Below are 15,749 nucleotides of genomic sequence, written 5' to 3'. Positions count from 1 at the left end.
AATATTTAGTTACTATTTGCTAGCTTCTTTGTTAGATAGTTCAATATACTCATCAAACCATTTATCTACTTGGCCTGAATCTTTTAATCCTTTAACAACTTCATTTACTGCTTTTGTTAAATCGTCATTGCCCTTTTTAATTGCTACTGCAAATCCACTTTCATCTGGAATTCCTAAGTTATCTATAATAACAAGTCCATCTGTTATTGATGCAAATTGTTTTGCTGGAAGTTCTGATAGGAAAGCTGCGTCAATTGATTTGTTTTTAAGTTGTTCAATTATTACATTGTTAAGATCAAATCCCTTGCAGTTATCTCCAAACTTTTCTGTTGCAAACTTTTGTTGAAGTGAACCAAGTTGTGTACCAATAACTTTTCCCTTTAGGTCATCAAAAGTTTTATACTTGTCTTTATTTTCTTCAGTTACTAGTAGCACTTGTGCCCCTTTTGAATATTCATCAGAAAAATCAACTTGTTTCTTTCTTTCATCGTCAGCACCCATTCCCGCAAGAACTATATCAACATCTCCTGCATTTAGAGAAGCAAGAAGCCCTTCAAAAGCCATATTTTTAACTTCAAGTTCAACTCCAAGAGAATCGGCAATTGCTTTTGCAATTGCAATATCAATTCCTGTAAATTCTTCCTTGCCATTTTGGAAGGATGTCCATTCCATTGGTGGAAAGTCTGCTGAAGTTCCAAGTACAATTTTGCCCTTTTGCTTTATAGCATCTAGAGTTGGTCCAGTAGTTTTTATTTCAAACTTAACTGCTTCTTTTGCTGCTTCTTTTGCTTCTTCTTTTACATCTTCTTTTTTCCCACAGCCAAATAAGAATAAGGCTGCCATTGCTACAATTGCAATATTAAAAATTTTCTTTTTCATAATAACCCCCTATTTAATTGATAAATGAATATAAAGTCCTCTTTAATTTTAAAAAACATTATAACGCAAAATTAATTGAATTTCAACGATTTTCATCACTTTATTTAATTAAAATTCTAAAAGGTCTTCTGCTGGAATATTTTCTATATTTTCTGTGGCTTTTGTCTCTTCTTGTTTTTCTTCCACTGGAGCTTTTTCTCCTACAGCTTGTTTAGCTTCTTCCTTTTTAACTCTTGAGTATTGGTAAACTCCCCAGGATTCAAGTTCATTATCTGTTCCAATCCACACTGGTGAACCCACAGACATATTTGGAAATACATAATTTTCCACATCATAATTAAATAGTCTAATGCAGCCGTTGGAATAGTAGCCACCAATTTGATGAGGCTTAATATTTCCATGGATGCCGTAGCCACTTGCTCCAGGAAGTCTTAGTCCCATCCATCTTTCCCCAAGAGGATTGTTGGGGTCGTCAGCCTTAGCTGGTTTGTACTTTCCATTCATTCCGCCCCAGGCAGGATTTTTGTGCATATTTTGAATTTTTCCCTTTGCAGATGGAGTTGGTGTGGCATTGGTACCCAGTGTAACTGGAAACTTGCCAATAGACTGATTTCCCTTATACATAGTAAGAGTTCTTCTGGACTTGTTTACCACAATCCACTTGCCCTTTGTTGGTGGATTAGTTACCATGTCGTAAACTTCATAATTTTCAGTGTGTAGAGCCTCTTTAGTCTTGTCGTTTAAGGCACCAGTCACTGGCAAATTCATGCGAGCTTGCCATCTTTTGATTTCATCTCTTTTTTCAACACCGCTTTTATTCATAAAATTATTTTCTCTGACAAAGCCCTTGGCAAAAACAAAATTTGGCAAAAGGCTGGCAGCTAAAATAAAAATCCCAATTTTTTTAATTTTCTTCAAATTAATCCTCCAATTTATCCTTTAAAAATTCTCCAGTATAAGAATTTTTGCATTTAACAATTTCTTCAGGCGTGCCAGTGAAGAGAACTTCTCCTCCACCATCTCCACCTTCAGGTCCAAGATCTATTATATAATCGGCACACTTTATAACATCTAAATTGTGCTCAATTGTTATTACAGTGTTTCCTCTATCTACAAGTTCTTCCAAAACTTTTATTAGTTTATTTACATCTTCAGAGTGAAGTCCCGTTGTAGGCTCATCTAAAATGTAGAGAGTTCTTCCCGTTGCCCTTTTGGAAAGTTCTGTGGCAAGTTTAATTCTCTGTGCCTCTCCTCCTGATAAAAGGGTAGAAGATTGTCCAAGCTTGATGTAAGACAAGCCAACATCTCTTAAAGTTTCAAGTTTTCTCAGAACTCTCTCATGATTTTGGAAAAAGTCAATTGCCTCTTCTACTGTCATGTCTAGGACATCATAAATATTTTTGCCCTTGTATTTAACTTCAAGAGTTTCACGATTGTATCTCTTGCCATGACAAACTTCGCAAGGAACATAGACATCAGACAAAAAGTGCATTTCAACTTTTAAAATTCCATCACCCTTGCAAGCTTCACATCTTCCGCCCTTAACATTAAAGGAAAATTTTCCTTTTTTGTAGCCACGCATTTTTGCTTCATTTGTGCTGGCAAAGATATCTCTTATTATATCAAAAGCTCCTGTGTATGTGGCAGGATTTGATCTTGGAGTTCTTCCAATTGGCGATTGGTCAATATCCACAATTTTGTCAATGTTTTCTAGTCCTTCCACACTTTTGTGCTTGCCAGGTTTTATTCTAGATTTATTTATTTTTTGTGCAAGACTTTTATATAAAATTTCATTTATTAGTGAAGACTTTCCTGAACCAGATACACCAGTTACACAGATAAATTCACCTAGAGGAAATTCTACATCTATATTTTTTAAATTATTTTCGCTGGCTCCAAGGACCTTTATTGATTTCCCATTGGACTTTCTTCTTTCTTTTGGCACTTCAATTTTCTTTCTGCCACTTAAATAGGCGCCAGTAATTGATTCTTGAACTTCCATAATTTCTTCAGCAGTTCCTTGTGCCACAATTCTTCCGCCATTTACGCCGGCAAGAGGTCCAATGTCTACTATTTCATCAGCTGCAAACATAGTATCTTCGTCATGTTCTACAACAATTAAAGTATTTCCTATGTCCGTTAAATTTCTTAGTGATTCCAAAAGTTTTGCATTGTCTCTTTGATGAAGTCCAATGCTTGGCTCATCTAGGACATAAATTACCCCCACAAGCTGTGAGCCAATTTGTGTTGCAAGTCTAATTCTCTGTGCTTCTCCACCAGAAAGGGTTCCAGCCATTCTTGATAGAGAAAGATATTCTAGTCCTACATTTACTAAAAATTCAAGACGAGACTTTATTTCCTTTAAAAGTTCTTCGGCAATAATCATTTCATTTTTTGTGAATTTTAAATTTTTGAAAAAATCTAAAGCCTTATCAATGGAAAGCTCTGTTAATTCAAAAATATTTAATCCACCAACTCTTATGGCAAGAGATGAATCTTTAAGCCTTGAACCATGGCATTTAGGACAGGGAACTTCCTCCATAAATTCATCTATTTTATCAAGCATTCTGTCAGAGCTTGATTCAGTATATCTTCTCTTTAAATTTTTTAAAATTCCCTCAAAACCACCAGAGTATTTTTTTTCTCCTGAAAAAAAGGAATTAAAGGAGAAATTTAATTTTCCCTTGTAACCCTCAAATATTGCCTCAATAAATTCTTCTGGTGCATTTTTTATTGGCTCTTTGCTACTAAATTTAAATTTCTTTGCAATTTCAGAAATTATTTCATAATAGTAAGTTCCTTTGGAATTGGAATAGCAGGCAATTGCTCCCTCGTCTATGGAAAGTTCCTTATTGGGAATTACTAAATCTCTGGAAACTTCCTTAGAAAACCCAAGACCCTTACACTCATCACAAGCACCAAGAGGTGAGTTAAAGGAAAAGGACCTTGGCGTAACTTCTTCTATTATAATATTGCAATGAGGACAGGCAAATTTTGTTGAAAATATTAAATCTTCTCCATCTATTACATTTACCTTGGCAATCCCATCACTTAAATTTGTGGCAATTTCAAGAGAATCAGCAAGTCTCGATTCAATTTTTTCCTTAACAATAATTCTATCAACTACAATATCTATATCGTGATTTTTATTTTTATCTAGTTCTATTTCTTCTGAAATGTCATGCATTTCTCCGTCAACAAAAACTCTTAAAAAGCCTTCTTTTTTTATCTTCTCAAAAACTTTTTTGTGTTGACCCTTTCTATGCCTTACGACTGGAGAAAGAATTTGGATTTTTGTCCTTTCTTCTAATTTCATAACTTCATCAACCATTTGGTCAATTGTATAGGAGGAAATTTCTTTGCCACATTCTGGACAAAAGGCATGACCAACTCTAGCATATAAAAGCCTTAGATAGTCGTAAATTTCTGTAACTGTTCCCACAGTTGACCTTGGATTTTTTGATGTTGTCTTTTGATCTATAGAAATTGAGGGACTCATTCCTTCAATATAGTCCACCTCTGGTTTATCCATTTTTCCCAAAAACTGTCTAGCATAGGAAGACAAACTCTCAACATATCTCCTTTGACCTTCGGCATAAATTGTGTCAAAGGCAAGAGATGACTTTCCTGAACCAGAAAGTCCAGTGAAAACTACAAATTTATTTCTTGGGATTTTTAAATCAACATTTTTTAAATTGTTGACTCTAGCTCCCTTTACTATTATTTCGTCTTTCAATATAACACCTCTTTATAGAAGGGCAGTTTTTTTCTTCTCTTTTAAATCTTTTATCTTATCTCTAATTTCAGCAGCCTTTTCAAAATCAAGTTCCTCTGCTGCCCTATACATTTCAGGTTTTAGAGCATCAATCATTTCATTTATTTCATCTTTTGTAAATTCATTTTCTTCGTCTACAATGTCCTTAAAGTCAATATCATCTTCTGCAGCAATGGCAGTATTAATGACTTCACGCACACTTTTTACAATGGTCTTTGGAGTAATATTATGTTCTTTATTATATTCTTCTTGAATTTTTCTTCTCCTAGAAGTTTCATCAAGAGTAACTCGCATTGACGGAGTTATAGTATCTGCATACATTATAACTTTTCCTTCAGCATTTCTCGCAGCACGACCTGCAGTTTGGATAAGTGATGTTACAGAACGAAGGAAGCCTTCCTTGTCTGCATCAAGTATGCAAACTCTTGAAACTTCTGGAAGGTCAAGACCCTCTCTCAAAAGGTTAATGCCAACGAGAACATCTACCTCTCCAAGACGCAAGTCTCTTATAATTTTCATTCTCTCCAAGGTATCCACATCGGAATGCATGTAAGTTACTTTATACCCAATTTCTTTTAAATGTCTTGATAAATCTTCAGACATTCTCTTAGTAAGAGTTGTGATTAAAACTCTTTCGCCTCTCTCAATAGCTCCATTTATTTCATTTATTATGTCGTCAATTTGATTTTTTATTGGTCTAACTTCTATTATTGGGTCCAGAAGTCCCGTAGGCCTAATAATTTGCTCAACTTGTTGCTCTGTGTGTTCAAGTTCATAGGGACCTGGCGTTGCAGAAACATAGACGCATTGGTTCATCATTTCTTCAAACTCATTAAACCTAAGAGGTCTATTGTCAAGAGCAGAAGGAAGTCTAAACCCATACTCAACTAAGGTTTCCTTGCGAGATCTGTCTCCATTAAACATTCCCCTAATTTGTGGAATTGTTTGGTGGGATTCATCTATTATAGTGAGAAAATCCTTGGGAAAATAATCTATTAGAGTATAGGGTCTTGAACCTGGCGCCCTGCCAGATAAGTGTCTGGAATAATTTTCTATGCCAGAACAAAATCCCATTTCAGAAAGCATTTCTAAATCATATCTCGTCCTTTGTTCCAGCCTTTGAGCTTCCAAAAGTTTTTCTTGGTCCTTTAAGACCCTTAGTCTCTCTTCAAGTTCTTCCTCTATTGTCACTATTGCCCTTTTAACTTTTTCTTCTGAAGTTGCAAAGTGAGATGCTGGCGTAATGTAAGCATGATTTAAGTAATGCAAAACTTCTCCAGTTAAGGCATTTACTTCAGTAATTCTATCTATTTCATCGCCAAAAAATTCAACGCGAATGGAATTTTCAGAAGAAGATGCAGGGAAAATTTCCAAAATATCTCCACGTACCCTAAAAGTTCCACGTTTAAATTCATAATCATTTCTAACATATTGAATGTCAACAAGTTTACTCATTACATCATTTCTGTCCTTAATCATGCCAGGTCTAAGAGAAATGGCTAATTTTTCGTAGTCAATTGGATCTCCCAAGCCATAGATGCAGGAAACTGATGCAACAATTATTACATCCTTTCTCTCAAAGAGTGACATTGTTGCAGAGTGACGAAGTTTATCTATTTCATCATTTATAGATGAGTCCTTTTCAATAAAAGTATCAGTTCCTGGCACATAGGCCTCTGGTTGATAATAATCGTAATAGGAGACAAAAAATTCTACTGCATTTTCTGGGAAAAATTCCTTTAACTCAGAGCAAAGTTGATAGGCAAGAGTCTTGTTATGAGCAATTACAAGAGTTGGCTTTTGCACTCTTTCTATTACATTTGCCATGGTAAAAGTCTTGCCAGAGCCAGTTACCCCTAAAAGATTTTGGTGCTTATAGCCCTTTTTTATGCCTTCAGCTAATTTATCAATTGCCTGAGGTTGATCGCCAGTAGGCTTGTAGTCTGAATGAATTTTAAATTCCACTTAATCACCTTCTAAAAAGCAAAAATATTGGAGTCCGTCCTCTTTTCTGTTCCACCAATATAAACATCATCTTTCTTCAAAATAATTTGTCCACGACCCATGTTTTTAAAGTCATCAATTACCCTTACATGGTGTCCCCTTTTCTTTAGTCCATCAATTATATCATCATCAAAGTCACATTCAAGTTCAATGTTTTTATCGCCAGTCCACATAATTCTCGGTGCATCAAGAGCTGCCTGTGGATTTAAATTAAAGTCAAGCATATTCATGAGAACTTGGACATGAGCTTGTGGCTGCATAAAGGCGCCCATTATGCCAAAGGCGCCAAAAGCATTACCATTTTTTGTCATAAAGCCAGGAATTATTGTGTGGTAAGGAAGTTTTCCCCCTTCAAGAGAATTTGCAAGTCCCTCTTCAAAATAAAAATTTTCAACTCTGTTATTTAATGCAATTCCTGTTTTTGGCACAACAATTCCTGACCCAAAGCCAGCATAATTTGACTGAATCATAGAAACCATGTTGCCATACCTATCTGCAGTGGCAAAATAAACTGTGTCTGAAGATTTTATGGCATAAGAATTTGGAATAATAGCATAATCCTTTATTTCAGCCCTTCTATTTTCTGCATATTCTTCTGACAAAAGTTCCTTAATTTTTATTTCCATTGAATCGGGATCTGCTACAAAAGTTTTTGCATCTGTTAGGGATAATTTTATAGCTTCTACAATTTTATGCATAGTGGCAGGATCTCTTCTATCCTTTAATTCCATTTTATTTAGAATATTTAGCGCCATTAAGACAGAAATTCCATGTCCATTAGGAGGTATTTCCCAAATATCAAGGCCCCTATAATTTGTTGAAATTGGCTCAACATATTTTGGAGTAAAATTTTTTAAATCATCTGCACTTAGAAATCCGCCAAGTCTTTTCACTTCATTAGAAATTTTTTCTGCAAGACTACCCTCATAAAAAGACTTACCCTTAGTGTCGCGAATTTCTCTTAAAGTCTCTGCCAAATTTTTACAAGAAAAAACTTCTCCAGCTCTAGGCGCTCTTCCATCTATTGTAAAAGTTTTAAAAAACTCATTGAATTCTTGGCGATTTAAATTCTTATACTTATCTGCGCTTTCTTGCCAAAGTTTTGCAATTTGTGGAGTAACTGCAAAACCCTCTTCTGCATAGGAAATTGCTGATTCAAAAATTTTATCAAGACTTACTGTAGAAAAGTCTTCATGAAGTTTCATAGAGCCACCAATAAGCCCTGGTGTGTTAATTACATTTACCCCACAAGAAGGCATTTTTTCGTAGCCCTTTTTCTTTAAAGCATCAATTGAAATATTTTTTGGACTTCTTCCACTGGCATTCATGCCATATAATTTTCCTTCAAAATATATAAGAGCAAACATATCTGAGCCAAGACCATTGCCTGTTGGTTCAACTACTGGTAAGGTCATAGATGCGGCAAGGGCAGCATCAATTGCATTTCCCCCTTCAAGTAAAATTTTTGCTCCAGCACTAGTTGCATAGGGTGAAGAAGTTGCCACCATTCCCTTTTTTCCAAAAACAACCCTTCTAGTTGAAGGATAGGGATATTTATTGTAATCAAAATTCATTTAATCATCCTCAAATTTATTTAAATTTATTTTTAATCTTTTTAAAGACCTAAAAACACAAAAAGCTTTATTTACTAAAGTTAATTCTATAATTAAAAGGTAAATAATTCAACTTTTAGTGATTTCTATGTAAAAATATTTTATATTAAAATTTTTTCTTATTATTGAAATTTTAATATAAATTTTAAATTAATAAAATATTATGTTTCAAATAAAAAAAAGAGAGACTTCAAATTGAGGCCTCTCTTAAAATTAAAATTATTATTTTTTACGAGCAATTCTTTTGGAAATTTTCATTTCTTTTTTAAATCTCTTGAGATCTTGTTTATATTCCCAAGCATCGTAAATTTTTATTTTTTTATTATGCTTTTTAGCCACTTCAAAAACACTTTCCTTATCTTTTTCATCAAAGAAAAATCTTTTAGTTATATCTCCCTTTGTGAAATATAAAAGTGTTAACTTTGGCTCTTCAGCTTTCTTTTCATAGGTAATAGCATCAATCTTTGACCAATCCCACACATTATAGGTGTGAGTTACTTTCATGTCAGTGTACATTTCAAGCCCCTTGGAACTTACTGCCACATATTTCTTAGATAATAAAGACAATAATAATAAAAGTGCAAGAATTAAAGTAAGCTTATACCTTGTTATTATACCTAAAATAATCAAAATAGAAGTGATTACGTAGGCATACTTTTCAGAAAACTTTTTTCTAGGATTTACATATACGTATTTAATTGCTTCGCTGTCATCATCCCAAGGTAATTTTATATCTGACACATAATCACTTCTTTCTAATTTCTTTTAATTTTTAATTTGAAATCAATAAGTTAAGCTGTAACCTTTGGTGCTTTACCTTCAGCTCTTAATCTTTCAAGGTTAGCAAGAGCACGTTCGTGTGCTTCTTCAGGAGCACCGGCAACTTTCTTCATCTTAGTTTTACCGAATACATTTGTGTAAGATCCGTCAGCCCAGAATATATTTCTGCCCATTAATGCTGTTACACATGCATAAATTGGGTTTAGTAAGTTTACGAAAGCAAATGGGAAGTATACAAATGGATTCATTCCAAGTACACCAGATTGGTAAGCTCCACAAGCTGTCCATGGGAACATACATGCCCAAAGTGTACCAGCATCTTCAAGTGTTCTTGAAAGCATATTTCTTGCAAGACCAAGTTCATCATACTTGTCGTCATATAGAGGAGCAGGAACACCGATTCCTAGGAATTGGTCACACATTGCTGCGTCACAGAATATTGATGTAAGCATTGTAGCGAAAACAAGTCCGCCAACAGAGTTGATTTTGTGTTTGATGTTTCCAAAAATTCTTTCAACAGAACCACATTTTTCAAGAGCACCACCAAAGGATACTGCAAGTAAAATTAAGTTAACTGTCCACATTTGATGGTCCATACCACCTTTAGCAAGAGCCTTATCTACAAATTCGTTTCCAGTTTCAATAGATGGTCCATAGTGAAGAATATTAAAGATGTCAGCAAGATTATGTTGACCTTGGAAAATAACTGCAAATAATACACCAGTTGCTACTGAAATAAGAACTCCAGGAAGTCCAGGAACTCTTAAGATACATACTACTACTATAACTACGATAGGTAGAAGTACAAGTGGGTTAAGGTTAAAGTTTGCTGCGATTGCTTCTTCAATACCTTGTGCAATTGTAGGGTCATAGTTTACTACATTAATTCTTGATCCAAGAATTGCATAAATAACAAGTGAAATTAAAAATACTGGACCTGTTGTAGAAACCATTGCTGTTACGTGGTCAAATAGACCAGTTCCAGATACACCAGCTGCTAGGTTTGTAGTATCAGATAGTGGAGAGAATTTATCTCCAACATATGCTCCAGATATTACCATACCTGCTGTAAGTGCAGGGCTAATTCCAAGACCAACACCTATTGTCATAAAAGCGATACCAATTGTACCTGTTGCTGTCCAAGATGAACCACAAGCAAGGGATACAACTGCAATAAGCATACAACCAACTGGCAAGAATAATTGTGGTGTAAGTAATTTTAATCCGTAATAAATAACTGCTGGGATAGTTCCTGAAATCATGAAAGATGAAATCAATAGACCTACTGTAAGTAAAATTAAAATTGCTTCAAGAGTAGCTGTAAGTCTTTCGATTATACCTTCCAACATGTCAGAAAAACTATGTCCACAAATTCCACCAACTATACATGCAATAGTAATTGCAACAACTAGTGGCATATGAGCTGCGTCATATTTTCCATCACTGAAGTTGAAAACATAAACCATTAAACAAACCATTGCGATTATTGGCAAAAACGCTTCAACAATGCTAGGCACTCTAACAGTTCTTTGACCGTCGTTCTTCATATAATTACCTCCTAAACTTTTCATTTAGCATATTAATTTTGCATAAAATTTTTTAATATGCTTGAGATACAAGTTAAAAAGAATTTTGTATCTCTGAAAATGTTTTCTAACTAAATTTTATCTTACAATTCAACACAAGTCAATCAAATAATTTAAAAAATGAGCTAATTACTAGAAAAAATACAATACATCATCATCGTTTCATGATAACTCGTTAGCATGTATCGCGATTTTCTTTATGTAAAATTGTTCTATTAAAATCCTCTAGCTCTCTTAATAACAGTATTAAACCATTGCTTTTTTTATATAAGAAATATTATAAAATTATTTTTTATTAATAACAAAATTTATTTTTAAACTTTCTCATAATAAATTTTTTAAATTAATTTTTGTTAATAAAAATAGTATGATAAAGTTTTCACAATACAAATGAGATTTCTATTTTCTAATAAGGATAAATTTTAAGGATAAATTTAAAATTTTCTTATTTTATTTTAAAAATTTTTCTCAACAAAAGAAAAGTGCAGACAATATTCGCCTGCACTTAAATAAATTATTTAATTAAAATTATTTAACTAATTTTCTGTCTTCAACTACAAGTTCTCCATCTATATAAACTTGTTTACATAGGTTTGTTGCGAAGAAGTAAAGAGTGTAGTCAATGTTGTGAGCGTCGAAAATTGTAATATTTGCTCTCTTGCCCTTGTCAAAGGATCCCATAGTCTTTGCTCTATCAACAGAATAAGCAGCATTAATAGTTACTGCGTTAAATACTTCAATTGGAGTTAATTTCATTTCAAGACATCCTAGTTGCATGATAAATTGAAGATTTGCCGTTGGACAAGATCCTGGATTTGAATCTGTACAAAGTGTAATAGCCATTCCCTTGTCTAGCATTTTTCTTGCTGGAGCATAAGTGTCAAGCATTAGGGAGAAAGTTGTTCCTGGAAGTAAGTTTCCAATTACATTTGCCTTTGATAGTGTTTCAATTTCTTTTTCATCTACTACCATTAAGTGTTCTGCAGAAACTGCTCCAACTTTAGCAGCAACATCTACGCCACCAATGTTTTCAATTTCGTCAGAGTGAATTCTTAATTTAAAGCCTTGTTTTTTAGCTGCTTCAAGTATTCTTTCTGATTGCTTAGCAGTGAATACTCCCTTTTCGCAAAATACATCACAAAATTCTGCCAAGTTTCTTTTGGCAACTTCTGGCATCATGTCGATTACAATATCAACATATTCGTCAGAGTTATCCTTATATTTTTCATGAATTACGTGAGCTGCCATGAAAGTTCTAATAAGTTCTGTTGGGAAATCTTTATTTAATTTTTCAAGAACTTCAAGTTCTTTAAGTTCAGTTTCAAGAGTAATGCCATAACCACTTTTTGCTTCAACAGCTGTTACGCCATGAACAAGCATGTGTTCCAATAGCTCTCTTGTCTTATTGTATAGTTCATCAAAGCTTGCAGATTCAGTTGCCTTTAGTGTGGAAAGTATTCCTCCACCTGCTTCAAGAATTTCAAGATATTCCATTCCATTTAATTTCATTGCAAATTCATTTTCACGACTTCCACCATATACTAAGTGAGTGTGTGCATCAATAAGTCCTGGAGTTGCAACTTTTCCTGTAAGGTCAACTATTTCTGTATTGTCGTCCTTTAATTCTTCGTAAGCCTTACCTTCGCCAACTTCTAAAATCTTTCCATCTTTAATAGCGATGTAAGCATTTTCTAAAATATCAGCTTCATTCATTTCTTCACCTCTTAGTGGTCTACCAATGTCCTTTGGTGAAAAAACTTGTTCTAGATTAATTAATATTTTATCCGCTTTCATATTTCCTCCTTTTATTTGTTTTTATCTTATCACATATTTAATACCCAATAAATATTAAAATATTTTTTATTTTTAAGGCTAGCTTTAATATCTTTTTAATATCTTGAAAGTAGAAATTAAAAAAATAACTTCACATTCATTTTTTACTTTAAATTTATAACAATATATAAAATACAATAGAAAGCTTTTTTAAATAATAAAAGCTTTAACTTTGAAAACGCTTGATTTTTTAGTTTACCACGTTAAATAAATCAACAGATACCCATGTACTTCTAATACTCTCAGCTTTTTACAAAAAATTTACTTCTATTATAAATTTTATGGGCAAATCTTAAAATTTTAGGAAATTAATTTCCCTTTGTATTTACATTTTAAATATTTTAATTTATAATGTCTTATAAATGGAGGTTGATAAAAGTGATTAATAATCATAACGCAGACGTTCAAAAGATTATGAAGGTACAAATCAAAAACCTACCAGAAAAAAAATCTTTTGAACAAGGAATTAGAAGAGCTCCTGATAGAGGATTTAGACTTTCAAAGGACCAAACTAAAGTTGCCCTTAGAAATGCTCTAAGATATATCCCAGAAGAATATCATGAAGAATTAATTCCTGAATTTTTAGAAGAACTTACAACTAGAGGAAGAATCTACGGATACAGATTCAGACCAGAAGGAAGAATTTACGGTAAACCAATTGACGAATACAAAGGAAATTGTTTAGCTGGAAAAGCTTTCCAAGTAATGATCGACAACAACTTAGACTTTGATGTTGCTCTTTATCCATACGAACTTGTAACTTATGGAGAAACTGGTTCAGTATGTCACGACTGGATGCAATACAATCTAATTAAACAATATCTTGAAATTATGCACGATGACGAAACTCTTGTAATGGAATCTGGTCACCCACTTGGACTATTTAAATCAAGAAAAAATTCTCCAAGAGTTATAATCACTAACGGTCTAATGGTTGGTCTTTATGACAATCTTGACGATTGGGAAATTGCAGAAGAAATGGGAGTTGCTAACTACGGACAAATGACTGCTGGTGGTTGGATGTACATTGGACCACAAGGTATTGTTCACGGAACTTACAACACTATTCTTAACGCTGGTAGATTAAAACTTGGTCTAAGCGAAAAAGATAACTTAGCTGGAAAATTATTCGTTTCATCTGGACTTGGTGGAATGAGTGGTGCTCAAGGTAAGGCTGGAGATATCGCAGGCGCTGTTTCTATTATTGCTGAAGTTGATATTTCAAGAATTGAAACTAGACTTGAACAAGGATGGATTAAGAAACTTGCTGAAACTCCTGAAGAAGCTGTTAAGCTTGCTAAAGACGCTCTTGAAAAGAAAGAAGCTCTTTCAATTGCTTTCCACGGAAATATTGTTGATCTTCTTCACTATATGGACAAAAATGATGTTCACATTGACTTACTTTCTGACCAAACTTCTTGCCACAACGCATACAATGGTGGATACTGTCCAGTAGGTATTTCTTTCGAAGAAAGAACTGAACTTTTAAGAACTGATATCAAGAAATTCCGTCAACTAGTTGATGAAACTCTTAAACAACATTTTGAAGTTATTAAAAACCTTACTGCTAAGGGAACTTACTTCTTCGACTATGGTAACTCTTTCTTAAAAGCTATCTACGATGCTGGAGTTAAAGAAGTTTCTAAGAACGGTAAAGACGACAAAGACGGATTCATTTGGCCTTCTTATGTAGAAGACATCATGGGACCACTTCTATTTGACTATGGATATGGACCATTTAGATGGGTTTGCCTAAGTGGTAAACACGAAGACTTAATTGCAACTGACCACGCTGCAATGGAATGTATTGATAAAGACAGAAGATACCAAGATATGGATAACTATATCTGGATTAGAGATGCTGATAAGAACCAATTAGTAGTTGGAACTCAAGCTAGAATCCTTTACCAAGACGCTAAGGGTAGAGTTGCAATAGCTCATAAATTCAACGAACTTGTTAGAGAAGGAAAAATCGGTCCTGTTATGATGGGACGTGACCACCACGACGTATCTGGTACAGACTCACCATTTAGAGAAACATCTAACATTAAAGATGGTTCTAATGTAATGGCTGACATGGCTACACAATGTTTCGCAGGAAACTGTGCTAGAGGTATGTCACTAGTTGCTCTTCACAATGGTGGTGGAGTTGGTATTGGTAAATCAATTAACGGTGGATTTGGTCTAGTTCTTGACGGATCTGAAATGGTTGACGAAATTATCGATCTTTCACTTACTTGGGACGTTATGAGTGGTGTTGCTAGACGTAACTGGGCTAGAAACGATCACGCAATTGAAGTTTCAAAAGAATTTAACGAAGATAATGAATTCGGACACATTACACTTCCTTACCTTGTTAAGGACGAATTAATTGATAATGCTGTTGATTCACTTAATATCGACTAATAAATAATCTAAATTGCCTTGCAGGAAACTGCGAGGCTTTTTTTATTTTTTTCATATTAAGTTTTTTCTTGCCATCATTTATAAATCCTATTCATGGTATAATTTATTTATAAAGAGGTGAAGTATGAAAAATTATTATTTTAAAGAAAAATTTTTTAAAATTACAGACCACTACGCTGTATTAGACGACGATGAAAATCCTGCCTACTATGTGGATCAGGATTTTACTTTTTTAGGCTACAAGTCAAGCCTATCTGATTCAAATAAAAATACCATCCTTGACATTGACAAAGAAATTTTCAGTCTCTTTCAAAAATTTAATGTAAATTTTACTGATGGTAGATATATGAGAGTTGAATCAAGACTTAGCCTTTTAAAAAGAAAAATTGACGTAGACTATGATGGTGAGATTTTAAATTTGCAAGGTAGCTTTTGGGACATGAACTTTAACATTTATAGGGGATCTGACTTAATTGGCGAAATCGAAAAAACTTTATTTGCCATGACTGATACTTATAGGCTAACAGTTCACGACGAAAATTATACAGAAGCCCTCCTTGCCCTTACCCTTTGCCTAAATAATATAAAGGACACTGCAAGAGCTAATTCTGCTGGTTAAAAATATAGATTAATAAAAAATTATATGAAAGACAAAAAATCTGCTAAAAATTAAATGATATGTACCCTCTTTACTGGACAAACCAGTAAGGAGGGTATTTTTTATGAAATATAGTTATGAATTTAAAAAAGAATGTGTACAGTTGTATAGAGAAGGTAAATGGCCTGATACACCTGAAGGGACCAAAGAAAAAAACTTTCATGATTCAATTAGAATATGGTTTAAGTTAGAAGAACTTCATGGACCAGAAATTT

10 protein-coding genes are annotated in these 15,749 nt (G+C 33.7%); 2 read left to right on the top strand and 8 right to left on the bottom strand.

Annotated elements, in window-relative coordinates; translation table 11 throughout:
- Positions 1–12 precede the first annotated feature (12 nt).
- The 8 genes from JOD41_RS03460 to hutI form a co-directional block, all read right to left on the bottom strand.
- A complete protein-coding gene (locus JOD41_RS03460) occupies positions 13–879 on the bottom strand; it encodes a transporter substrate-binding domain-containing protein (protein WP_205051592.1) in 867 nt (288 codons plus the stop codon).
- A gap of 108 nt (positions 880–987) precedes the next feature.
- Positions 988–1,797 carry a L,D-transpeptidase family protein gene (locus tag JOD41_RS03455; protein ID WP_205051591.1) on the bottom strand — a complete coding sequence of 270 codons (810 nt, stop codon included), beginning with the start codon at positions 1,795–1,797 and terminating at the stop codon, positions 988–990.
- Between the two features lies 1 nt (position 1,798).
- Positions 1,799–4,615, bottom strand: a complete 2,817-nt coding sequence (gene uvrA, locus JOD41_RS03450; RefSeq protein WP_239540974.1) for an excinuclease ABC subunit UvrA — start codon at positions 4,613–4,615, stop codon at positions 1,799–1,801.
- Between the two features lie 12 nt (positions 4,616–4,627).
- On the bottom strand, positions 4,628–6,619 hold the full coding sequence (uvrB, locus tag JOD41_RS03445) for an excinuclease ABC subunit UvrB (protein WP_205051590.1): 1,992 nt from the start codon (positions 6,617–6,619) through the stop codon (positions 4,628–4,630).
- A gap of 11 nt (positions 6,620–6,630) precedes the next feature.
- Positions 6,631–8,232 carry a gamma-glutamyltransferase family protein gene (locus tag JOD41_RS03440; protein ID WP_205051589.1) on the bottom strand — a complete coding sequence of 534 codons (1,602 nt, stop codon included), beginning with the start codon at positions 8,230–8,232 and terminating at the stop codon, positions 6,631–6,633.
- A gap of 261 nt (positions 8,233–8,493) precedes the next feature.
- Positions 8,494–9,012, bottom strand: a complete 519-nt coding sequence (locus JOD41_RS03435) for a hypothetical protein (protein ID WP_205051588.1) — start codon at positions 9,010–9,012, stop codon at positions 8,494–8,496.
- A gap of 50 nt (positions 9,013–9,062) precedes the next feature.
- Positions 9,063–10,598 (bottom strand): Na+/H+ antiporter NhaC, encoded by a 1,536-nt coding sequence (gene nhaC, locus JOD41_RS03430; RefSeq protein WP_205051587.1) that lies wholly within the window; start codon positions 10,596–10,598, stop codon positions 9,063–9,065.
- 567 nt (positions 10,599–11,165) lie between these two features.
- Positions 11,166–12,431, bottom strand: coding sequence for an imidazolonepropionase (gene hutI / locus JOD41_RS03425; protein ID WP_205051586.1), 1,266 nt, complete (start codon positions 12,429–12,431; stop codon positions 11,166–11,168).
- A 453-nt stretch (positions 12,432–12,884) separates the two neighbouring features.
- Between hutI and JOD41_RS03420 the strand changes: the two genes are divergently transcribed.
- Positions 12,885–14,876, top strand: a complete 1,992-nt coding sequence (locus JOD41_RS03420) for a urocanate hydratase (protein WP_205051776.1) — start codon at positions 12,885–12,887, stop codon at positions 14,874–14,876.
- A 124-nt stretch (positions 14,877–15,000) separates the two neighbouring features.
- Complete coding sequence (locus JOD41_RS03415) at positions 15,001–15,495, top strand: LURP-one-related/scramblase family protein (RefSeq protein WP_205051585.1); 495 nt, start codon at positions 15,001–15,003, stop codon at positions 15,493–15,495.
- The last annotated feature ends 254 nt before the right edge of the window (positions 15,496–15,749 follow it).

Source organism: Peptoniphilus gorbachii (assembly GCF_016908115.1).
Classification (GTDB): domain Bacteria; phylum Bacillota; class Clostridia; order Tissierellales; family Peptoniphilaceae; genus Peptoniphilus_A; species Peptoniphilus_A gorbachii.
The sequence above is the reverse complement of the archived record's forward strand: the minus strand, read 5'-3'. Positions and strand labels throughout refer to the sequence as shown.

Coding starts and splice junctions, on each gene's coding strand:
- JOD41_RS03415 (WP_205051585.1), top strand. CDS start 15,001: ATGAAAAATTATTATTTTAAAGAAAAATTTTTTAAAATTACAGACCAC.
- JOD41_RS03440 (WP_205051589.1), bottom strand. CDS start 8,232: ATGAATTTTGATTACAATAAATATCCCTATCCTTCAACTAGAAGGGTT.
- nhaC (WP_205051587.1), bottom strand. CDS start 10,598: ATGAAGAACGACGGTCAAAGAACTGTTAGAGTGCCTAGCATTGTTGAA.
- hutI (WP_205051586.1), bottom strand. CDS start 12,431: ATGAAAGCGGATAAAATATTAATTAATCTAGAACAAGTTTTTTCACCA.
- JOD41_RS03420 (WP_205051776.1), top strand. CDS start 12,885: ATGAAGGTACAAATCAAAAACCTACCAGAAAAAAAATCTTTTGAACAA.
- JOD41_RS03460 (WP_205051592.1), bottom strand. CDS start 879: ATGAAAAAGAAAATTTTTAATATTGCAATTGTAGCAATGGCAGCCTTA.